The following is a 20,948-nucleotide window of genomic DNA, read 5'->3' on the forward strand; positions in this document are numbered from 1 at the left end:
ATATTCATCAACGAGTGCCCACACAGATTGATAGGTTTAAATTGTTAAAGAGCTTCTCTTCGTTGTGACTTACATCACTTCGGAAGAGGCGGCCATTCTAGCGATTTAATTCTCAGTGTCAAACACTTATTTGGAATTAATTCCTACTTTCTAAAAGTAGAAGCGAATCATCGCTTAAAGCTAGTTGCCTTACTAACATTTCTCGCTGAAGCCTTGTGGCGTCTGCCGTGTCAGTGAGGCGGCATTATAGAGATGCCGCTCATATTGGCAAGCAATAAATGCGTTTTTTATTAAAAAAAGAGGTTAAGCGAAGACATTTCAACCAAGGGCTTATTTATACCACTTTCACCCCAAGTTTCGAACAAATTACCCACAACGACCTGTGGATAACTACTCTCCACTATCAAAAAAGTAAGATAAACGAGCCCTAGGGTTTAGATACTCTCGAACTTGTTCAGGTAATTTGCTTGGATGAACGGCATTAACGATTTTGATCTCTTTAATAAAGAGGTCAATGATCGGAGCTTGGGTTCTTGGCACGCTAGGATCATAGATAAGTACATTTGGATAAAGCATATGTTTAGCGTTAACGGATATCACAATCCCAATCGAGTCATTTGAAAGCTGTACTACAGTTCCTGGTGGATAGACTCCCATGAACTTAACTAACAGCCCCAAGTTATCTTGGCTATATAGATGCTTGCAGCTCTTATATAGGTGGGACAGTGCCAAATACGGGATCATTTGTTGAGATTGCGTTTTACCATGGCAAAGGTTATCAAATGCATTAGCCACGGCGACTATCTTGGCAAATTCATCAATCTCATGTTCTTTTAAGCCCTCGGGGTAGCCAGAACCATCATTCATCTCATGATGTTGAGCGATCACCTTTTTAGCACTTTCAGGAAAGTCATCAATTGCCGATACAATATCCGCACCGTATTTAGTATGAAGCTTCAGGTAGTTCTCTTCTGGCACCGTTAGTGCACTCTGCTTTCTTAGTATCGCGACTGGTATTTTGATCTTGCCTACATCGTGAAACAACGCTGCGAATGAGAGGTCTTTCAATTGCTGTGTGTTATAGCCTTTGGCCTTTCCTATCATCAGTGCAACAACCGAAACATTTAGAGTATGAAAGTAAATATCTTCGAAATCTGCTTTAGCATTCATAAGGTGCAAGGTGACGTTATCATCGCTCACTAGAGTTTCAACGATATCATCAACAAGAGCCTTAACCTCCCCTACCGCATCTAAAGGTCTGTTACGGATCTTGGTCATCACAGATCGCATTCGAGCAAGCGAACGTTCAAACTCTCTCTCACAATGACTCACCCTGCGGCGGTAAGAGCTAAGGGTTTCGATACGCTCATGCTTATCTTTCCACATTCTTTCCGTTTCAAGGCTTACCTGTGAATCAATATCGACTTCTTGTTCACCTACGTGATTAACAGGTAAAGGTGAGGTATCACTTTGACTCAGGTTTATATAGACGTGCTTAATCCCAAGATGTCGAATTACTTTTACTTGAGCGTCATCTTTGATTTTAAAGCTGTTGAATAAAAATGGGTGTTCATTCCATTTTACGGGGAGTCGTATATGCAGACCGGGCTGAATGCGATCTACGGTAATCTTTATGCTGCCCATTTTTATATATAATATTGATGATTAATCTCTATTTATAATTCTAATAAAACCAAGCAGCAATTTCACTATCCAATTTCACAGGCTCAACTTAAAGAGTCGCAGTGCACCATCCAGCGTATACCGAATTTATCTTCTACTTTGCCAAATCGAGCCCCCCAAAAAGTATCTGCGAGTGGAGTCATTATCCGCCCTCCCTTCTTGAGCTTTTCAAAGATTTGTTCTTGAGTCGCGGTATCTTCAGTCACAAGAGAGAGAGCGAGGTTGTTGCCTTCAAGTTCTTTTGCCTTAACACCATCAGACATCATCAGCTTCATACCAAACGCTTCGAACTCAGCATGCATAACCCAATCAGGTTGAGCGCCCTCGATTACCTGTGGTGCATCACTAAAAAGCTGCTTAGATAAAACCACACCACCAAAGCACTTGTGATAAAAATCCAACGCTTCATTACAACGACCATCAAAAAACAAGTAAGGGGTTACTGTCAGCATATCTATCTCCTCTGTTAGTCCTTTAAACATAGACAATAGAAAAGAGAATGACAGGTAACATCATGATTTAAGATAATTAATTCATTATCAGATCGAATAGCGAAGGGAAATTATGAGATTTATGAGTGAAACATCAAGATCTGTCTGATTGAAGAGCAACTGCAACGACACGCCGGATTTCAAATTCACATACGTCCAAAACATAGAAAGGTCGCTATAAAAGCGACCTTTCTATGTTTGGTACCGATAGGCGGACTGATTGGACAGGCATTCTTGCCGCCACCGTGAAGGCAATGCTTCCTATACCCCACAACAAAGCCCCGATTTTCATCTAGGCTTTGTCATTTAAATATGGTGCCGGTAGGTGACTTGACTGGGCTTGCATCCAAGCCGACACGCTGGATTTAAAATTCACAAACGCCCAAAGCGACCTTTCTATGTTTGGTACCGGTAGGCGGACTGATTGGACAGGCATTCCTGCCGCCACCGCGAAGGCAACGCTTCCTATATCCCAGATACAACAAAGCCCCGACTTTCGTCGAGGCTTTGTCATTTAAATATGGTACCGGTAGGCGGACTTGAACCGCCACGCCCGAAGGCAACGGATTTTGAATCCGTCGTGTATACCAATTTCACCATACCGGCATTATCTTGGGGCATTGCCCTTTCGATGTTTGGCATTATACGTATGCGAACTGATGTGGCAAGTATAAAAACTTGAATTCATGTGTGTTTGCCGATAATTTCGCCACTAAGTCATAAGCTGTGCGTCATGTCTCTTTTCAGGCTAAGCCTTAAACTATATTCTGACGCCTCAATTTTTAAAGAAGTAATAACACATGACATCAACAAACACTCTGCCACCAGCAGGAGTCATGCGCCGATTTGGTGCCTTGTTCTACGACGCTCTGATCGTAATCGCTATTGAAATGTTGGCGGCTGGCGTCATTGTCGCTCTACTGCACGCGCTCATGGCTCTCGGCATTTTTAACCACAGCGGTTATGCCGATGTTAGTGACTTCTTAACCAACCATCCGATTTGGAGCCCTGCATATACCTTTTACTTAGTCGCCGTTTGGGTATATTTCTTCGTGTTCTTCTGGACTAGAGCTGGTCAAACTCTCGGCATGAGAGCTTGGAAGCTGCGCGTTCAAAACAAAGATGGCTCAGCGCTCACAGTAACTCAGGCGCTGATTCGTTTAGGTACTTCAGGTTTTGGACTGGCAAACCTATGTGTTCCATTCGATCCTGAAAAACGTGGCTTTCACGATATCTGGGCAAAGACCGAAGTCGTTGTGTTACCACAAGCACGATAATGTGATTTAAGTTAGCTCCAATCAAGATCAAAAAAGGAAGGCGTTATGCCTTCCTTTTTTCTATTTACAGTTTCCGCCTCAAGAGCATGATGGCAATTCCAAGGAATACCACGCTCGGGGCTATTGCGCCAAAGGCAGGCGGTATTTGATAAACCAAACTCACCGGGCCAAAGAACTCACTGGATATATAGAAGGTAAAGCCAGCAATAACTCCTGACAAAATCCTCGCACCCATGGTCACGCTACGCAAAGGACCAAAGATAAACGACAGTGCCATCAACATCATAACCGCGATCGAAATTGGCTGGGTTATCTTTCTCCACAGCGCCAATTCATAGCGTGATGCATCTTGCTCTGACGCCTTCAGATAAGAAACATAATCATACAGCCCACTTAACGATAGCTCTTCTGGTTTAACCGTTACTATCGCCAACTTGTCTGGAGCTAATGAAGTTTCCCAAGAGTAAGTCGGTAGGCTTTCTTTGGTAATTTGAAGCTCATTTTCAAAAGACGTGATCTCTACATCCTTCATCGTCCAAACGTTGTCTCCAACGTAATCAACTTCGTCAGAATAAATAGCGGTCTTAAGTGCCTTGTTTTCATCAAAGCGCCACATGTTCATGCCATATAGTTTCTGGTCATCGATTTTGACAATAAAAATGAAGTCATTGGCATCACGAGCCCAAACACCACTTTGCGTCGAGATAATATTACCACCAGCAATCGAGATAGTTCTTAAATCACGAGCCATTTTCTGCGCTTGCGGTGCACCCCACTGACCAAGCAATGTCACCACGATCATCAGTGGAATAGCCGTTTTAAGTACCGATAGGCCGATATCTAACTTAGAGAAACCAGCTGCCTGCATAACGACAAGCTCAGAACTTGCAGCAAGCATACCAAGCCCTATCAATGCGCCAAGCAATGCTGCCATTGGAAAGAACATTTCGATATCACGAGGGATACTCAGTAAAACAAAGTACAGCGCTTGTAATAGATCGTATGTACCACGGCCAACTTTTCTTAGCTGTTCTACATATTTGATGATCCCAGAGAGACCAACAAACGTCACCAATACCAGTGACGTCGTTGCGATGATGGTTCTGCCTATATATAAATCGAGAATCTTAAACACGGCTTAAGCCAACCTCTTATTCTTGAATTTTTCTTTCAAACGCCTTACTGGCACGCTATCCATAAAGTTTGCACCAATCGCGACAAATAACAATAACGCATTGATTGGCCACATGCCGATTACCGCAGGAATGCTCCCCTCTTCAATTGAAGATTTAGTTGCACTGATTGCTAAGAAATAGGTGAGATAAATCAGTATTGCTGGGCCGATTTTCGCAAAACGACCTTGTCGAGGGTTAACCGCAGACAGTGGCACGACAAGCATGGTCAACAATGGAATACAAAGTACCAAAGAAATACGCCACTGCAACTCTGCTTTCGCACTATTGTTCGAGTTACCAATGAGTTCAAGTGTAGGAATCGCTTCCCAGTCTCGACCTTTCTTCTTGACTTCACGCTGACCAATCAGGCCTTCGTACTCTTCAAAGTGTGTCACCATATAATCAAGACGAGTTGGAACACCTTCATGACGGGTACCATCGTACATCACAATCACTTGTCGACCATCGCTAAGCTCTTTTACGTCTCCGGATTTAGAGAACATTACACTAGGTAACACTGAATCACGTGGGCGCATTTGAGCTACAAACACATTTTCTAACTTATTACCGTCGATGTCATCGATGAAAACGACTGAAGAACCATCAGGAGTGCCTTCAAACTTACCTTTTGGCAGTAAATCCACACTGTTCTCTGCAGCCACTTCTTCATACATTTGCTCAACTTTATCTTGCGACCAAGGAGACAGCCAAAATGAGTTAAAAGCAGCAACAGATGCTGTGATTAAGGCCAAGTAAAGTGCAGATTGAATAAGGAATTTATTACCAATACCAGTCGCGTTCATTACGACTATTTCACTTTCAGCGTAAAGGCGACCAAAAGTAAGTAAAATACCAATATAGATACTGAGTGGAAGCATCAATAAGCCCATCGCGGGCATATTTAAGCCAACAATCGATAATATGAGGCTCGCTGGGATATCACCATCAGAGGCGTCCGCTAAAACACTGATGAATTTTTGGCTGAGAAACACGAGAAAGAGAACAAAAAAGATCGCAAATTGGCTCTTGATTGTCTCGCGGATCAAATATCTAACAATAATCACGCTCAAATTACCTATACAAAACTTGTTTTTTTGATTGAATCACTATAATTTCCCGTTGAACCTTTTATTTTTTTAAATTTTTAGCTAAGTGTTAGCGTTCTTCTTTAAGGTTAGTTCCATTATAGGATCCAACAAGTAAGAACCCATTATCTAACATTTAGTTCGATTTGTCTTCAGGATGTAGGAGTACGCATGGAGTTCAGTGTAAAAAGTGGCAGCCCAGAGAAACAACGCAGCGCATGTATCGTTGTCGGTGTATTCGAACCGCGCCGCCTTTCTCCAGTCGCCGAGCAATTAGATAAGATTAGCGATGGCTATATTAGTTCACTGCTTCGTCGCGGTGATCTAGAGGGTAAACCTGGCCAGATGCTACTACTGCATCAAGTACCTGGTGTACTTTCAGAACGTGTTCTACTGGTAGGCTGTGGTAAAGAGCGTGAGCTAGGCGAACGTCAATACAAAGAAATCATCCAAAAAACCATCAGCACACTAAACGAAACAGGTTCTATGGAAGCAGTATGTTTCCTTACAGAACTTCACGTTAAAGGTCGCGACACTTACTGGAAAGTTCGTCAAGCTGTAGAAGCAACTAAAGATGGCCTTTACACGTTTGACCAATTCAAGAGTAATAAGCCAGAGACTCGTCGCCCACTACGTAAATTGGTATTCAATGTACCAACACGTCGCGAATTGAGCCTGGGTGAGAAAGCAATCTCTCACGGCCTTGCTATTGCTTCAGGTGTAAAAGCGTCTAAAGATCTAGGCAACATGCCACCAAACATCGCAAACCCTGCTTACCTTGCTTCTCAAGCTCGTCGTTTAGCCGACGATTACGAGACAGTGAAGACTAAGATCATTGGCGAAGAAGAGATGGAAAAACTGGGTATGACATCATACCTAGCAGTTGGCCGTGGCTCTAAAAATGAATCGATGATGTCTATCATGGAATACAAAGGCGCTCCGGATCCAGATGCGAAGCCGATTGTATTAGTAGGTAAAGGTCTGACTTTCGATTCAGGCGGTATCTCGCTTAAGCCTGGTGAAGGCATGGATGAGATGAAGTACGACATGTGTGGTGCGGCGTCTGTATTCGGTACAATGAAAGCACTGGCTAAGCTGAACCTGCCTATTAACGTGGTTGGTATCCTAGCCGGTTGTGAAAACATGCCGGGCAGCAATGCTTACCGTCCAGGTGATATCCTAACGACAATGTCAGGCCAAACGGTTGAAGTACTCAACACTGATGCTGAAGGTCGCTTGGTTCTATGTGATGCTCTAACTTACGTTGAGCGTTTTGAACCTGACTGTGTTGTCGATGTTGCTACGCTAACTGGCGCATGTGTTATCGCTCTAGGTCACCACATCAGTGGCGTTCTATCGAACCACAACCCACTTTCTCACGAACTTGTTAATGCTTCAGAGCAAGCAAGTGACCGTGCATGGCGTCTACCAATGGCAGACGAGTACCATGAGCAGCTAAACAGCCCATTCGCTGATATGGCGAACATCGGTGGCCGTCCTGGCGGCACAATCACTGCTGGTTGTTTCCTGTCTAAATTCACTAAGAAGTACCACTGGGCACACATCGACAGTGCTGGTACAGCTTGGAAGTCAGGCGCAGCGAAAGGCTCGACAGGTCGTCCTGTCTCAATGCTAGTCCAATTCTTATTGAACCGCAGCGGCCAAGAGACTGAAGAGCAATCTTCAAAATAATAAAAAGGGCCTACGGGCCCTTTTTTAATAAGCGCTATTTGTTAGACCCTGTTAACCAAGTAACATTGATATCCACGATTTTCAGTTCGAGTATTAAGTATGCAGACTGCTACATTTTACATTGTGCCTTCAGACAGCCCGCAAGCCAGCGAAGATGGTTTTGCTCACTATGTGCTGTTTCTTGCTCAGCACTTTGCAAAACAAGGCGCTAAACTTTATCTCAACTGTAATGACAAAGAGCATGCCGAGCGTATTGCTGAAGTTTTCTGGCAAGTCGAACCCTGTGATTTTATTGCGCACAACTTGGTTGGCGAAGGCCCGAAGTATTCAACCAACATCGAAATTGGCTATCAAGGCGTAAAACATAATTGGAATCGTCAGCTAGTAATTAATCTGGCCGATAATCATACAACCTTTGCGAACGCCTTTGCTCAGGTGATAGACTTCGTCCCTTGCGAAGAAAAAGCTAAGCAACTCGCTCGAGAAAGGTATAAAATTTACCGTCAAGCTAGATATCAGCTACAAACTATCGAGATTCAACATCCATAGTCAAACCTCATAGTTAAAGCTATCTTTGGATTTAGATTCAAGAAGCTTCACTTATGAAGTTTGACCACGATTAACCATTCACAGTATCCGTTTAAGAGCACTATGGAAAAGACATACAACCCAACATCAATCGAACAAGCTCTGTATAAGACTTGGGAAGAGAAAGGCTACTTTAAGCCACACGGTGACACATCAAAAGAAGCTTACAGCATCATGATCCCGCCACCGAACGTCACTGGCAGCCTACACATGGGTCACGCGTTCCAAGATACGATCATGGATACGCTTATCCGTGCTCAACGTATGAAAGGCAAAAACACGCTTTGGCAAGTGGGTACTGACCACGCAGGTATCGCAACTCAAATGGTTGTTGAGCGTAAGATTGCTGCCGAAGAAGGCAAAACAAAACACGACTACGGCCGTGAAGCTTTCATCGACAAGATCTGGGAATGGAAAGGCGAATCAGGTGGCACGATCACTCAACAACTTCGTCGTCTTGGTGCATCTGTAGATTGGGATCGTGAACGATTCACTATGGATGACGGCCTATCGGCTGCGACTCAAGAAGTGTTTGTTCGTCTATACGAAGAAGACCTAATCTACCGTGGTAAACGTCTAGTAAACTGGGATCCTAAACTGCACACTGCAATCTCGGATCTTGAAGTTGAAAACAAAGACAAAAAAGGTTTCATGTGGCACTTCCGCTACCCGCTAGCGAACGGTGTTAAAACGGCAGATGGTAAAGACTACATCGTTGTTGCGACTACTCGTCCTGAAACCATGCTTGGCGATACTGGTGTTGCTGTTAACCCAGAAGATCCTCGTTACAAAGATCTTATCGGCAAAGAAATCCTACTTCCTGTTGTAAACCGTCTTATCCCTATCGTAGGCGATGAGCACGCAGACATGGAAAAAGGCACGGGTTGTGTGAAGATCACTCCAGCTCATGACTTTAACGATTACGAAGTGGGTAAGCGCAACAACCTACCAATGATCAACATCCTAACGTTCAATGCTGATATCCGTGATGCTGCTGAAGTCTTCACGACTAACGGCGAAGAAAGCGATGTTTACTCAACAGGTATCCCTGCTAAGTACCAAGGTATGGAGCGTTTTGCTGCACGTAAAGCTATCGTTGCTGAATTCGATGAGCTTGGTCTTCTTGAAGAGATCAAAGATCACGACCTGACTGTCCCTTACGGCGACCGTGGTGGCGTGGTTATCGAACCAATGCTGACTGACCAATGGTACGTGCGCACAGCACCTCTTGCAGAACCTGCAGTTAAAGCGGTTGAAGATGGTCAAATCCAATTCGTACCTAAGCAGTACGAAAACATGTACTTCGCGTGGATGCGTGACGTGCAAGACTGGTGTATCTCTCGTCAACTTTGGTGGGGCCACCGTATCCCAGCATGGTACGACAACGATGGTAAAGTTTACGTAGGTCGCACTGAAGAAGAAGTTCGTGAAAAGAACAACCTAGCGCCTGTTGTTGTGCTTAAGCAAGACGACGACGTACTGGATACTTGGTTCTCTTCTGCACTTTGGACGTTCGGCACACAAGGCTGGCCTGAAGATACTGAAGCACTGAAAACATTCCACCCATCTGAAGTACTAGTATCTGGTTTTGATATTATCTTCTTCTGGGTTGCTCGTATGATCATGATGACCATGCACTTCGTGAAAGACGAAGATGGCAAGGCTCAAGTACCTTTCAAAACTGTTTACATGACAGGTCTTATCCGTGATGAAAACGGCGATAAGATGTCTAAGTCGAAAGGTAACGTACTTGACCCAATCGACATGATTGACGGCATCGGCCTTGAAGAGCTAGTAGAGAAGCGTTGTGGCAACATGATGCAACCTAAACTGGCTGCTAAGATCGAAAAGAACACACGTAAAACATTCGAAAACGGTATCGAACCCTACGGTACTGACGCACTGCGTTTCACTCTTGCTGCTATGGCTTCAACTGGCCGTGACATCAACTGGGACATGAAGCGTCTTGAAGGTTACCGTAACTTCTGTAACAAGCTATGGAACGCAAGCCGTTACGTACTGATGAACACAGAAGAGCACGACTGTGGCATGTCACTGTCTGTAGAAGACCGTGCAAACATGGAATTCTCTCTAGCCGATAAGTGGATTGAGTCTCAGTTTGAAGTTGCAGCGAAAGAGTTTAATACTCACCTAGACAACTACCGTCTAGACATGGCAGCAAACACGCTTTACGAATTCATCTGGAACCAATTCTGTGACTGGTACTTAGAGCTAACTAAACCTGTTCTTTGGAAAGGTACTGAAGCTCAACAACAAGCGACTCGTTACACGCTTATCACGGTTCTTGAGAAGACTCTGCGTCTTGCTCACCCTGTTCTTCCTTACATCACTGAATCTATCTGGCAGAGCGTTAAGCCGCTAGTAGACGGCGTTGAAGGCGAGACAATCATGACTCAAGCGCTTCCTCAGTTTAATGAAGCTAACTTCAATGCTGAGATCGTTGACGACATCGAATGGGTTAAGACTTTCATCACCGCTATCCGTAACCTACGTGCGGAATACGACATTGCACCAAGCCAAGGCTTAGAAGTAATGATCAAAGTAACGGATGAGAAAGATGCAGCTCGTATCGAAGCAAACAAGATCGTTCTGACTTCTCTAGCTAAGCTAGACGATATTAAAGTTCTTGCGGACGGCGAAGAGACTCCAGCTTGTGCAACTAAACTGGTTGGCAAATCTGAGCTAATGATCCCAATGGCAGGTCTTATCGATAAAGATGCAGAGCTTGCTCGTCTAGATAAAGAAGTTGCTAAGACTCACGGCGAGATTAAGCGTATCGAAGGTAAGCTAGGTAACGAAGGTTTCGTTGCTAAAGCACCAGAAGCGGTTATCGCGAAAGAGCGTGAAAAGCTTGAAGGCTACCAAGAGACTCTTGTGAAGCTTGAAGAGCAAAAAGCGACCATCGCTGCGCTTTAAAACCGAGTGAACGAGAAGGCTTCAAACTTCTCGGTCTAAATAGAAAGGTTGGTCTTGGTGACCAGCCTTTTTTTATGTCCCTGATTCCAATATTCCAATATTCCAATGCTTCTCACTCTAGCCGCACTGATTGATAGGTTTCATCTATCAAATTAATCTCTACTTCCCATTATACTTAATGATAATAATTCTCAATAATAGACCTATCAAAACAACACAACGACTGAGTAATTATCATGAAAAAGACACTAACCTTTGCTGCATTACATTTTACTATCGCATTTAGTGTCGCTTATGTACTAACAGGCGACACCTTAATTGGTAGCTTAATCGCTATGATTGAGCCCTCTGTGAATACTGTTGCCTTCTATTTTCATGAAAAGGCGTGGGCTCAAGTTCCAGCTCTTAAAGCTCGCCAGTGGATGACCAAATTAAAAACAGCAAGCTTTGCTACCATCCACTTTAGTGTTGCCTTTACCGTTGTCTACTTGTTGACTGGAGATGCTTTCATAGGCGGCGTGATGGCTTTGCTAGAGCCAACTTTAAATACCGTTGCTTACTACTTCCACGAGAAAGTCTGGTTACGTAAATCAGGCGACCAAATGGCACAACAACAATTCTGTTTGCACCAACATGCTTAGTCACCATATATTGGGTCACATATTTAGTGACCCTTTCATAGGCAGATCATGGAACAAATTGCTGAGTTCACCCTTAGACCCATTACACCGCAAGACAACCCAAGCATCGCACAAATCATTCGCCAAGTTTCGGCTGAGCATGGGCTCACAGAAGATAAAGGCTATGGCGTGGCCGATCCAACACTCGACGATATGTACTCTGTCTATAGCCAAGCGAATGCAATGTACTGGGTTATCGAACACAACGGAAAGATCGTCGGAGGCGGTGGCTTTGCCCCTCTAGCAGGTAAACCCAATGTGTGTGAGCTACAAAAGATGTACTTCTTACCGCAAACTCGAGAGCATGGCCTAGCCAAGCGAATTGTCGCTTTGAGCTTAAAGCAAGCCAAGCAATTTGGGTATCAACACATGTATTTAGAAACGACGGAGTGCTTGGGTGCTGCGGTCAAACTCTATGAGAAGCTTGGGTTTGAGCATCTTGAGTCAGCTTGGGGAGAAACAGGCCACGACGCTTGTGAGGTTGTCATGGCCAAATCGTTATAAGCAGAATGCGCCGCTATAGCGAAAGAAGGTAGCACTAAAAGATTATGAATTAGCGTAAAAAGTTACTGACGCAAGAAGTTGGGTTCAAGGCAACAAAAGAACTCTCTTCTTGCCCATCAAGTACCACTTCTAATGGGTATAGATACTTGGGGTTAGGATTCTCAATATCAAAAATGATAGGAGCTTCGACCTGGAACACGACGCCAGTATGTTCAGCGCGTACATCAATCGGCATCACGAGAGTCATACCATTAAACTTGATGGATGCCGATACTAACCCCGCCTTTAGCGTTTGATAGATAACATCCACTTTAAACTCACAGCCACCACCGTGGTGCCAGATCTGCTCTGTGACAACTTGCTCTAGCTTGACGTTTCGAACGAACTGCAGGTATGGCGCTTGCCAAATCCCGATGCGTGAATCAGATTTAGCGATAGCCTGTGAAGATACAGAGTCATCCATGTCTTCTTCAAGCAATAGGCTCTCCTCTTCTTCAAGGAAAAGGATCTCGAAACGGTTTCGGCCGGACTGCATATAAGGACGGATATCTTTACGGTATTCAGCTTGGCTACCATCACAATCAAAAACAGCCACACCATTAAGTCGAACTTCAGCAAAATAATCGACTCCAGCCATCACTAACTCAACAAATGGACACGCTAACATAGCGTCATCCACTTCGATGTCGTGCATCAGGTGCCACTCTTGCTCTGCAATTTGACTTTCACTCAAGCTATCAGGGAGCTTTGAGCTTAACGGAGCCGGAAAGGTGATGTCATCTTGTGGGATAGAGAGATCCGTCAGTGGCGAAATTTGCCAAAGACCATCGAGAAGCAACCGCATATCATTCCTTGAGCTAGATCAATTTTGACCGCATTATAATGAATGAATGCATATAAAGACATTTATTTTTCTGAGGGTAAAAAAATGCCAGCTCGAGGCTGGCATTTTTTAAAATTGGGAAAGAATTACTCTTCGCCTTCATCATCTTCGTCTGGGTAGATAGCATCTTCACCTTCGTAGTAAGTGCCCCAACCGTCGTAGATAATGTCAAACTTCTCTGCAAGGTTTACAAGCTTCTCAACTTGCTCATCAATCGCTTCTGCATTCAGAGTACATTGCATCGTTGCATCACAACAAAGTAGCTTATTGCCATCTTCGTCTTCTGTCTCTTCAGCTTCAAGCACTTCAAAGCCCATTTTGAATGCTTCAACAACCGCTTTCTCAAGCACATCGAAATCTTCAGCAAATAGGTGATGCTCGATATCGTATAGAGCTTCAGGATCGCTACCATCTTCAATTAATGCTGTAATGATGTCGCGAGTCTCTTCCTTTTGAAATTCAATTAATTCCGCTACTGATAGATATTCATCTTCGTGAGACATGTGTCTGCTCCAGAGTGTTGACTATGAAAAGATCAAATTTGATTGCCACGAAATATGGCACGGATCGTCCAGAAAAGCCACCCAGATCAGGCCTAGAAAGGTAAGTTTATCGCGAGATCGCAGCGCCAATATCAATTCAAAAGTGAAATCAAAATCACAGAAACAAATTTTCAACATTTTATTAACTGCGCCGTATTTTAGCATTTCGTTTTTGTGGCCACTTTAGGGCTTATTGAATAAAACTTGCGTGATTAGTCACGTTAGGTGCATACGCTAAACCGCTTTTGGGGTGCATAAATCCTCAGCTTGTTATCAAAAAGTGCATAATAGTGAATAAAAAATCACGATTAATAAGCAAAATTCAATTCTAACAAGCCACGAATTGAGCATAGATCCTCAAAAACGTTGTTCCGTTCGATAGCCAGTTAGTTGGAATTTAATCTGTATAAACTTAAAAATCACAGGTTTTATGACCAATTATTACCCAAATACCTTGTATTAACTCAATCTACAAAACTTGCATATTACGGACAAGCTTGTCATAAATAGACGCTGGATTAATAGTAAGGATGCAAAATGAGTAAGCTGTACGTTGGCTCCGAAGTCGGTCAATTGAGACGAGTTCTCCTAAATAGACCTGAAAGAGCACTCACCCACCTCACCCCTTCAAACTGTCATGATCTTCTATTTGATGATGTACTTGCCGTTGAAGCCGCTGGTGAAGAACATGATGCCTTTGCAGAAACGCTGCGCAGCCAAGACGTAGAAGTACTACTGCTGCATGACCTGCTAGTAGAAACGCTTGCCGTATCTCAGGCTCGTGAGTGGTTGCTGAATACTCAAATCTCAGATTTCCGTTATGGGCCGACTTTCGCCCGTGACTTAAGAAACTACCTTGCTCAAATGGATAATGAGCATCTAGCAACGATCTTACTCGGTGGCTTGGCCTACTCTGAGCTTCCTATCAAATCATCATCGATGCTGCCTAAAATGCATCGACCACTCGATTTCGTTATCGAGCCACTGCCTAACCACCTATTTACGCGAGATACTTCTTGCTGGGTTTACGGTGGTGTATCGCTTAACCCAATGATGAAGCCTGCACGTCAACGTGAAACGAACCACCTGCGTGCTATCTACCGCTGGCACCCAGTGTTCGCAGGCCAAGATTTCATTAAGTACTTTGGTGACGAAGACCTTCACTACGACAACGCTAACATTGAAGGCGGTGACGTACTGGTTATCGGTAAAGGTGCGGTACTGGTTGGTATTTCAGAGCGTACGAAACCACAAGGTGTCGAAAACCTAGCGGCTAGCCTATTTAGATCAGGCCAAGCGAGCGAAGTGATTGCGATCGATCTACCAAAACACCGCTCTTGTATGCACCTTGATACGGTGATGACACACATGGATATCGACACGTTCTCTGTCTATCCAGAGATCGTTCGTAAAGACCTCGACACTTGGCGCTTAACGCCAAAAGAAAACGGCGAAATGCGTGTCGAGAAAGCTGAAAACTACCTGTCAGCGATTGAAGGCGCACTAGGCCTTGATCAACTGAAGATCATCACTACCGGCGGTGATAACTACGAAGCTGAGCGTGAACAGTGGAATGACGCTAACAACGTACTGACAGTGAAACCTGGTACCGTGATTGGTTATGAGCGTAATGTTTACACCAATGAGAAATACGACAAAGCGGGTATCGAAGTTCTAACGATTCCTGGCAACGAGCTAGGCCGTGGTCGTGGCGGCGCGCGCTGTATGAGTTGCCCTATCGAAAGAGACGGTATCTAAGTCAAAGAGCTCAGTTAAACAGACTCAATAGTCTTATCTAGGCCAGTATTCATTTACTGGCCTTTTTTATCAAATTAATAAAATAAATATTCACAAATATAGCATTTTTATGTTTAACTAAGTTCTTCATTGATTCTATATACGCAAGGAGCGAGAGATGGCCTTTAATCTTCGCAATCGTAACTTTCTAAAACTTCTCGACTTTACTCCTAAAGAGATTCAGTTTTTACTCGACCTGTCTGCTGACCTAAAAAAAGCTAAGTATGCAGGCACTGAGCAGAAGAAACTCAACGGCAAAAACATTGCTTTGATCTTCGAGAAAGCATCAACTCGAACACGATGTGCGTTTGAAGTGGCCGCCTTTGATCAAGGTGCTCAAGTCTCTTACCTTGGCCCTTCTGGTTCTCAGATTGGTCAAAAAGAATCAATGAAAGATACGGCGCGTGTATTGGGACGCATGTACGATGGCATCGAGTATCGTGGCTTTGGTCAGAGTATCGTTGAAGACTTAGGCGCTTATGCGGGCGTGCCGGTTTGGAATGGCTTAACCGATGAGTTCCACCCTACTCAGATCTTGGCTGATTTCCTCACTATGCTTGAGCATGGCCGCGGGAAGCATCTACACCAAATCAGCTTTGCTTATCTAGGCGATGCACGCAATAACATGGGTAACTCTCTGTTAGTCGGAGCCGCGAAGATGGGCATGGATATTCGCCTTGTCGCGCCTAAAGCATTCTGGCCAGAAGAGCAGCTTGTTGAAGAGTGCCAAGCTATCGCGCAAAGCACAGGTGCCAACATCACGCTGACAGAAGACGTTGCTGAAGGTGTTCAAGGCTGTGATTTCCTTTATACCGATGTTTGGGTTTCAATGGGCGAGGCCCCTGAAGCTTGGGACGAACGTGTAGCGGTAATGAGACCATACCAAGTGAATATGGATGTCATTAAGCTCACTGGCAATCCTCAAGTGAAATTCATGCACTGCCTACCCGCTTTCCATAACAATGAAACCGTGATCGGCCAGCAAGTCGCAGATAAGTATGGAATGAACGGTTTAGAAGTTACTGATGAAGTCTTTGAATCGGATTACTCAATTGTGTTTGATGAAGCTGAGAATCGCATGCATACCATCAAAGCGGTAATGGTTGCGACACTGGGTCAATAGCGAATACTGAAAGTAAACAAAAGCTTGATGTAATCGCTTGCGCTCACAAATTGAAAGCGTATAATTCTCGGCAATTTGTCTGAGAGTAATGAAAATGACGCCAAGCAATGTTGTGATAAAACATAATGATATTGTGAAAACACATAGTAATATTGTGAAAACACCAAATATTGCTCGTAAGCTAAGATGCTTACCAGGCCGTCTATTCTGCTTTTCAGCACTTTTTTAAAGCCTCCCATTATGGGGGGCTTTTTTATGGCCAATACATTATTGTGGGGAAGAAGATCATGGCGAACTCGCTCTATCAAAAGCACATCATCTCAATTCCAGAGCTTTCTCGTGAAGAGCTAGAATTAATTGTTCAAACGGCAGGTCAGCTAAAGGCTGAACCAAACCCAGAACTCATCAAGAACAAAGTTGTTGCCAGCTGCTTCTTCGAACCTTCTACACGAACTCGTCTCTCTTTTGAAACTGCGATTCAACGCATCGGTGGTGATGTGATTGGTTTCGACAGTGGTGGTAACACTTCTTTGGCAAAGAAAGGCGAAACGCTAGCGGACTCGGTACAGGTTATCTCTTCATACGTTGACGCTTACGTGATGCGTCACCCTCAAGAAGGCGCAGCGCGTCTGGCTTCTGAGTTCTCAAACGGTGTACCTGTTATTAACGCAGGTGACGGCGCAAACCAACACCCAACACAAACGTTACTAGACCTATTCTCTATCGCTGAGACACAAGGCCGCCTCGACAACCTAAACGTTGCATTCGTTGGTGACCTTAAGTACGGCCGTACGGTTCACTCATTGACTCAAGCACTAGCGAAGTTCGACAACATCTGTTTCTACTTCGTGGCTCCAGAAGCTCTAGCGATGCCAGACTACATTTGCGAAGAGCTTGATGAAGCGGGCATCAAGTACCAACTATTGACGGACATGGAAGATGTGATTCCTGAGCTCGATGTCTTGTACATGACTCGAGTTCAAAAAGAGCGCTTCGATGAGTCAGAATACGCGCACATAAAATCCGCATACATCCTGACCGCTTCGATGCTGGAAAATGCACGCGATAACCTGAAGGTTCTGCACCCTCTTCCTCGCGTTGATGAAATTACTGTCGATGTCGATAAAACACCTTACGCTTACTACTTCCAGCAAGCAGAGAATGGTGTTTACGCCCGTGAAGCATTGCTAGCCCTTGTTCTTAACGAAACGCTGTAGAGGAGAGATATCATGTCTAAAGAGACTCAATTAAAAGTTGAAGCAATCAGAAACGGTACTGTTATCGACCATATCCCAGCCAATATCGGGATCAAGGTGCTAAAACTGTTCGACATGCACAACTCTCATCAGCGCGTGACGATTGGCCTGAATCTACCGTCTTCTGCACTGGGCGGAAAAGACCTGCTCAAGATTGAGAATGTGTTTATCACAGAAGAACAGGCGAGCAAGCTGGCACTTTATGCGCCTCATGCAACAGTGAACCAAATAGAAGATTACGAAGTAGTTAAGAAGCTACCACTAGAACTTCCTGAGCAAATCAACGATGTGTTCGAGTGTCCAAATACTAACTGTATTACTCACAATGAACCGGTTGAAAGCAGCTTTAAGATCTTTGAAAAGAAAGAAGATATTCGATTGAAGTGTAAGTATTGCGAAAAAGTCTTCTCTCGCGAGATCGTGACAGAAAGATAACGTCATACTGCAAAGAAGACCGAATGTAAAAACTATCAAATACCTCGCCTGTGCGGGGTATTTTGCGCTTTACCTATCCAAAGTTTGAAGGCACACTGAAAATTGATTTTTATCTAATAACTGATGGAATAAACCAATGACTAAAGTACTTCACACAGAATCTGCTCCAGCTGCAATCGGCCCATACGTACAAGGCGTTGACCTTGGCAACATGGTACTGACTTCTGGTCAAATCCCAGTAAATCCAGCAACTGGTGAAGTATCTGCTGATATCGCAGAGCAAGCTCGCCAATCTCTAGACAACGTTCAAGCGGTTGTTGAAGCTTCAGGCCTGACTGTAAAAGACATCGTAAAACTAACGGTATTCGTTAAAGACCTAAACGACTTCGGCACAGTAAACGAAGTTTACGGTAAATTCTTCGATGAGCACGGCGTTGCAAACTACCCTGCACGTTCATGTGTTGAAGTAGCTCGTCTGCCAAAAGATGTAGGTATCGAGATCGAAGCTATTGCGGTTCGCAAATAGGTTTTAATCTTTAGATTAAACACCTTCTAATAAACGACTTAGCGTAATACTGGGTGTTTATTAGATACAAAAAAAGGTTGCCCAGTTGGCAACCTTTTTTATTGTTCATCGTTTCGCTTAGATAATTACTTTTTATTAAGCTCAACCACTTCTTTGTCTAACTCTTCAAGTTTCGCAGCCATCTGCTCACGAGCTAGGTTAGCCAGTTCACGAACATTAGACTTGTCGTAGCCTTCAGTGCTGATTGGTGGCAGCATTTCAACAATCACGTGACCATTGTTCCAACGGTTTAGCTTCACGCCACCGGTTGAGCTACACACGATAGGGATGATAGGCAAGCCAGCACCAATCGCAGCATGGAATGCACCTGTTTTGAATGGCAGCAGACCACGGCCACGAGAACGAGTGCCTTCAGGGAACATCCAAACTGAAACATCGCTCTCTTTTAGACTCGTCACGACCTGATCAATCGTACCTACCGCTTTGCTACGGTTAGCACGGTCAATTAGGATGTTACCCGTCAACCAGTAAAGCTGACCAAATAGAGGCATCCACACTAGGCTTTTCTTACCAACAGTTACCACTTTTGGCGTTACCGCTGATGAAATCGTGAATAGATCCCAGCTGTTTTGGTGGTTCGCCACATAAACATGTTGGCCGCGAGAGTAGGCATCTTCTGGGATGCGAAGCTCTAACTTCATGCCGAAGATCTTCGACATGCGACCGAAATAACGGCCAAAGGTAAATACGTGTTTCGGGTTGCGTGGACTTAATAGGCAGTAACCACAACCAAATACAAACATAAGAATCGCAAATATCGCCACTGCGAAAATACGTAATATTGCTATCATTTTGTTCCTCACCGACCGCCAAGTTGATTCATCTATTCGCGCAAAAATGAGCAATAGATTTACTCGCGGTAAATACAACTATAAAAAAGCCGAAACCAAGGTTCCGACTTTTATGTTTTCATCTTACTGATTCATGAATCCACTAACCTAGGTTAGTTCGACTCACTAAATCGTGTAATGTTTGCGCCTAAGGCTGACAATTTATCTTCAATCTTATCGTAGCCACGATCGATGTGATAAATACGGTCAACGATGGTTTCACCTTGAGCAATACAGCCAGCAATAACAAGGCTCGCAGATGCGCGAAGGTCCGTTGCCATTACTTGAGCGCCGCTCAGTTTTTCCGTTTCACCACAGATAGCCGTGTTACCTTCGATTTCCGCTTTTGCACCCATTCGCTGTAACTCAGGAATGTGCATAAAACGGTTTTCAAAGATAGTCTCAGTGATAACACCACTGCCCTTCGCCATCATGTTAAGCAGAGTAAACTGTGCTTGCATGTCGGTTGGGAAACCAGGGTGAGGTGCCGTTACGATTTTCACCGCTTTCAGTTCACGACCCGTCATATCAAGACTGATCCAGTCTTCGCCCGTTTCAACCTTCGCACCCGCTTCTTCAAGCTTCGCTAAGGCAGCTTCAAGAAGATGAGCGTTGGTGTTGCGACAAACCACTTTACCGCCAGAAACAGCAGCAGCAACCAGGAAAGTACCTGTTTCAATACGGTCAGCAACCACAGAGTGTTGGCCACCACCAAGACGTTCAACGCCTTCGATAGTAATCGTATCTGTACCTGCGCCAGAAATTTTAGCCCCCAGTTTGTTTAGGAAGTCAGCCGTATCAACAATCTCAGGCTCACGCGCTGAGTTATCGAGTACTGTTGTTCCTTCCGCTAGCGTTGCTGCACACATGATAGTAATGGTGGCACCCACACTTACTTTATCCATCACGATGTGCGCGCCTTTCAGACGGCCATCAACACTTGCTTTCACATAACCATCTTCCAACTTAATGGTCGCACCTAGTTGCTCTAGACCGTGGATATGCAGATCAACAGGTCGAGCACCAATTGCACAACCGCCTGGAAGTGACACTTGGCCTTCACCAAAACGAGCGACTAGAGGACCTAAAGCCCAGATAGAAGCACGCATTGTTTTCACTAAATCGTAAGGCGCACAAAATTCATTAATTTCGCTGCCATCAACATGAACACTACCATTACGCGATACTTTTGCGCCTAAACGCTTAAGCAGTTCCATCGTAGTATCGATGTCACGTAGGTGAGGAACGTTACTTACTTCCACTGGCTCTTCAGCAAGAATTGAAGCAAATAAGATAGGTAGCGCTGCATTTTTTGCGCCTGAGATCGTCACTTCACCGCTTAGCGGCTTATCCGATCCAATAACTCGAAACTTTTCCATCATAA

General features: G+C 44.3%; 19 protein-coding genes and 1 tRNA gene. 11 read left to right on the forward strand and 9 right to left on the reverse strand.

Annotated features, from left to right (window positions below; translation table 11 throughout):
• Positions 1-390 precede the first annotated feature (390 nt).
• The 3 genes from AB6E78_RS13840 to AB6E78_RS13850 form a co-directional block, all read right to left on the reverse strand.
• On the reverse strand, positions 391-1,644 hold the full coding sequence (locus tag AB6E78_RS13840; RefSeq protein ID WP_017063746.1) for an HD-GYP domain-containing protein: 1,254 nt from the start codon (positions 1,642-1,644) through the stop codon (positions 391-393).
• 83 nt (positions 1,645-1,727) lie between these two features.
• Entirely contained in the window at positions 1,728-2,135 is a 408-nt protein-coding gene (locus tag AB6E78_RS13845; RefSeq protein ID WP_017055297.1) for a VOC family protein, read from the reverse strand.
• Positions 2,136-2,695: 560 nt separating this feature from the next.
• Positions 2,696-2,780 (reverse strand) — tRNA-Leu (locus AB6E78_RS13850).
• Positions 2,781-2,974: 194 nt separating this feature from the next.
• Here AB6E78_RS13850 and AB6E78_RS13855 point away from each other — a divergent pair.
• Positions 2,975-3,451 (forward strand): RDD family protein, encoded by a 477-nt coding sequence (locus AB6E78_RS13855; RefSeq protein ID WP_102394274.1) that lies wholly within the window; start codon positions 2,975-2,977, stop codon positions 3,449-3,451.
• A gap of 64 nt (positions 3,452-3,515) precedes the next feature.
• Here AB6E78_RS13855 and lptG read toward each other — a convergent pair whose 3' ends face one another.
• On the reverse strand, positions 3,516-4,586 hold the full coding sequence (gene lptG, locus AB6E78_RS13860; protein WP_017058938.1) for an LPS export ABC transporter permease LptG: 1,071 nt from the start codon (positions 4,584-4,586) through the stop codon (positions 3,516-3,518).
• Between the two features lie 3 nt (positions 4,587-4,589).
• On the reverse strand, positions 4,590-5,690 hold the full coding sequence (gene lptF / locus AB6E78_RS13865; RefSeq protein ID WP_372133821.1) for an LPS export ABC transporter permease LptF: 1,101 nt from the start codon (positions 5,688-5,690) through the stop codon (positions 4,590-4,592).
• Positions 5,691-5,882: 192 nt separating this feature from the next.
• Between lptF and pepA the strand changes: the two genes are divergently transcribed.
• The 5 genes from pepA to AB6E78_RS13890 all read left to right on the forward strand — a co-directional run bounded on the left by pepA (position 5,883) and on the right by AB6E78_RS13890 (position 12,112).
• Positions 5,883-7,403, forward strand: coding sequence for a leucyl aminopeptidase (gene pepA / locus AB6E78_RS13870; RefSeq protein WP_017058936.1), 1,521 nt, complete (start codon positions 5,883-5,885; stop codon positions 7,401-7,403).
• 99 nt (positions 7,404-7,502) lie between these two features.
• Positions 7,503-7,952: a DNA polymerase III subunit chi gene (locus AB6E78_RS13875; RefSeq protein ID WP_017066664.1), complete on the forward strand. Its 450-nt coding sequence runs from the start codon at positions 7,503-7,505 to the stop codon at positions 7,950-7,952.
• Between the two features lie 102 nt (positions 7,953-8,054).
• On the forward strand, positions 8,055-10,928 hold the full coding sequence (locus AB6E78_RS13880; RefSeq protein WP_372133822.1) for a valine--tRNA ligase: 2,874 nt from the start codon (positions 8,055-8,057) through the stop codon (positions 10,926-10,928).
• Positions 10,929-11,164: 236 nt separating this feature from the next.
• Positions 11,165-11,569: a DUF2061 domain-containing protein gene (locus AB6E78_RS13885; protein ID WP_372133823.1), complete on the forward strand. Its 405-nt coding sequence runs from the start codon at positions 11,165-11,167 to the stop codon at positions 11,567-11,569.
• A 48-nt stretch (positions 11,570-11,617) separates the two neighbouring features.
• Positions 11,618-12,112, forward strand: a complete 495-nt coding sequence (locus AB6E78_RS13890; protein ID WP_372126910.1) for a GNAT family N-acetyltransferase — start codon at positions 11,618-11,620, stop codon at positions 12,110-12,112.
• A gap of 49 nt (positions 12,113-12,161) precedes the next feature.
• Here AB6E78_RS13890 and AB6E78_RS13895 read toward each other — a convergent pair whose 3' ends face one another.
• Both AB6E78_RS13895 and rraB read right to left on the reverse strand, forming a co-directional pair.
• A complete protein-coding gene (locus tag AB6E78_RS13895) occupies positions 12,162-12,956 on the reverse strand; it encodes a glycosyl hydrolase 2 galactose-binding domain-containing protein (RefSeq protein WP_017058931.1) in 795 nt (264 codons plus the stop codon).
• A 125-nt stretch (positions 12,957-13,081) separates the two neighbouring features.
• On the reverse strand, positions 13,082-13,498 hold the full coding sequence (rraB, locus tag AB6E78_RS13900) for a ribonuclease E inhibitor RraB (protein ID WP_017058930.1): 417 nt from the start codon (positions 13,496-13,498) through the stop codon (positions 13,082-13,084).
• A 576-nt stretch (positions 13,499-14,074) separates the two neighbouring features.
• On the opposite strand from rraB, the gene arcA reads away from it, so the two are divergent.
• The 5 genes from arcA (at position 14,075) to AB6E78_RS13925 (ending at position 18,674) form a co-directional block, all read left to right on the forward strand.
• Positions 14,075-15,295, forward strand: coding sequence for an arginine deiminase (arcA, locus tag AB6E78_RS13905; RefSeq protein ID WP_017069412.1), 1,221 nt, complete (start codon positions 14,075-14,077; stop codon positions 15,293-15,295).
• A gap of 157 nt (positions 15,296-15,452) precedes the next feature.
• Positions 15,453-16,457, forward strand: a complete 1,005-nt coding sequence (locus AB6E78_RS13910; RefSeq protein ID WP_017058928.1) for an ornithine carbamoyltransferase — start codon at positions 15,453-15,455, stop codon at positions 16,455-16,457.
• A gap of 287 nt (positions 16,458-16,744) precedes the next feature.
• Positions 16,745-17,674, forward strand: coding sequence for an aspartate carbamoyltransferase (gene pyrB / locus AB6E78_RS13915; RefSeq protein ID WP_012604860.1), 930 nt, complete (start codon positions 16,745-16,747; stop codon positions 17,672-17,674).
• Positions 17,675-17,686: 12 nt separating this feature from the next.
• Positions 17,687-18,148, forward strand: coding sequence for an aspartate carbamoyltransferase regulatory subunit (pyrI, locus tag AB6E78_RS13920; protein WP_017058927.1), 462 nt, complete (start codon positions 17,687-17,689; stop codon positions 18,146-18,148).
• Positions 18,149-18,284: 136 nt separating this feature from the next.
• Positions 18,285-18,674: a RidA family protein gene (locus AB6E78_RS13925; RefSeq protein WP_004735319.1), complete on the forward strand. Its 390-nt coding sequence runs from the start codon at positions 18,285-18,287 to the stop codon at positions 18,672-18,674.
• 125 nt (positions 18,675-18,799) lie between these two features.
• Here the strand turns inward: AB6E78_RS13925 and AB6E78_RS13930 are convergent, their stop codons facing one another.
• A complete protein-coding gene (locus AB6E78_RS13930) occupies positions 18,800-19,525 on the reverse strand; it encodes a 1-acylglycerol-3-phosphate O-acyltransferase (protein ID WP_017058926.1) in 726 nt (241 codons plus the stop codon).
• 152 nt (positions 19,526-19,677) lie between these two features.
• A complete protein-coding gene (gene murA / locus AB6E78_RS13935; RefSeq protein WP_017058925.1) occupies positions 19,678-20,943 on the reverse strand; it encodes a UDP-N-acetylglucosamine 1-carboxyvinyltransferase in 1,266 nt (421 codons plus the stop codon).
• Between the last annotated feature and the right edge of the window lie 5 nt (positions 20,944-20,948).

This window comes from Vibrio sp. 10N.247.310.98, from assembly GCF_041467395.1.
Lineage (GTDB): Bacteria > Pseudomonadota > Gammaproteobacteria > Enterobacterales > Vibrionaceae > Vibrio > Vibrio crassostreae_C.

Bases quoted from the DNA above. Each gene is read 5' to 3' on its own strand.
- AB6E78_RS13840 (WP_017063746.1), bottom strand. From the start codon at position 1,644: ATGGGCAGCATAAAGATTACCGTAGATCGCATTCAGCCCGGTCTGCAT.
- AB6E78_RS13845 (WP_017055297.1), bottom strand. From the start codon at position 2,135: ATGCTGACAGTAACCCCTTACTTGTTTTTTGATGGTCGTTGTAATGAA.
- AB6E78_RS13855 (WP_102394274.1), top strand. From the start codon at position 2,975: ATGACATCAACAAACACTCTGCCACCAGCAGGAGTCATGCGCCGATTT.
- pepA (WP_017058936.1), top strand. From the start codon at position 5,883: ATGGAGTTCAGTGTAAAAAGTGGCAGCCCAGAGAAACAACGCAGCGCA.
- AB6E78_RS13875 (WP_017066664.1), top strand. From the start codon at position 7,503: ATGCAGACTGCTACATTTTACATTGTGCCTTCAGACAGCCCGCAAGCC.
- AB6E78_RS13880 (WP_372133822.1), top strand. From the start codon at position 8,055: ATGGAAAAGACATACAACCCAACATCAATCGAACAAGCTCTGTATAAG.
- AB6E78_RS13885 (WP_372133823.1), top strand. From the start codon at position 11,165: ATGAAAAAGACACTAACCTTTGCTGCATTACATTTTACTATCGCATTT.
- AB6E78_RS13890 (WP_372126910.1), top strand. From the start codon at position 11,618: ATGGAACAAATTGCTGAGTTCACCCTTAGACCCATTACACCGCAAGAC.
- AB6E78_RS13895 (WP_017058931.1), bottom strand. From the start codon at position 12,956: ATGCGGTTGCTTCTCGATGGTCTTTGGCAAATTTCGCCACTGACGGAT.
- rraB (WP_017058930.1), bottom strand. From the start codon at position 13,498: ATGTCTCACGAAGATGAATATCTATCAGTAGCGGAATTAATTGAATTT.
- arcA (WP_017069412.1), top strand. From the start codon at position 14,075: ATGAGTAAGCTGTACGTTGGCTCCGAAGTCGGTCAATTGAGACGAGTT.
- AB6E78_RS13910 (WP_017058928.1), top strand. From the start codon at position 15,453: ATGGCCTTTAATCTTCGCAATCGTAACTTTCTAAAACTTCTCGACTTT.
- pyrB (WP_012604860.1), top strand. From the start codon at position 16,745: ATGGCGAACTCGCTCTATCAAAAGCACATCATCTCAATTCCAGAGCTT.
- pyrI (WP_017058927.1), top strand. From the start codon at position 17,687: ATGTCTAAAGAGACTCAATTAAAAGTTGAAGCAATCAGAAACGGTACT.
- AB6E78_RS13925 (WP_004735319.1), top strand. From the start codon at position 18,285: ATGACTAAAGTACTTCACACAGAATCTGCTCCAGCTGCAATCGGCCCA.
- AB6E78_RS13930 (WP_017058926.1), bottom strand. From the start codon at position 19,525: ATGATAGCAATATTACGTATTTTCGCAGTGGCGATATTTGCGATTCTT.
- murA (WP_017058925.1), bottom strand. From the start codon at position 20,943: ATGGAAAAGTTTCGAGTTATTGGATCGGATAAGCCGCTAAGCGGTGAA.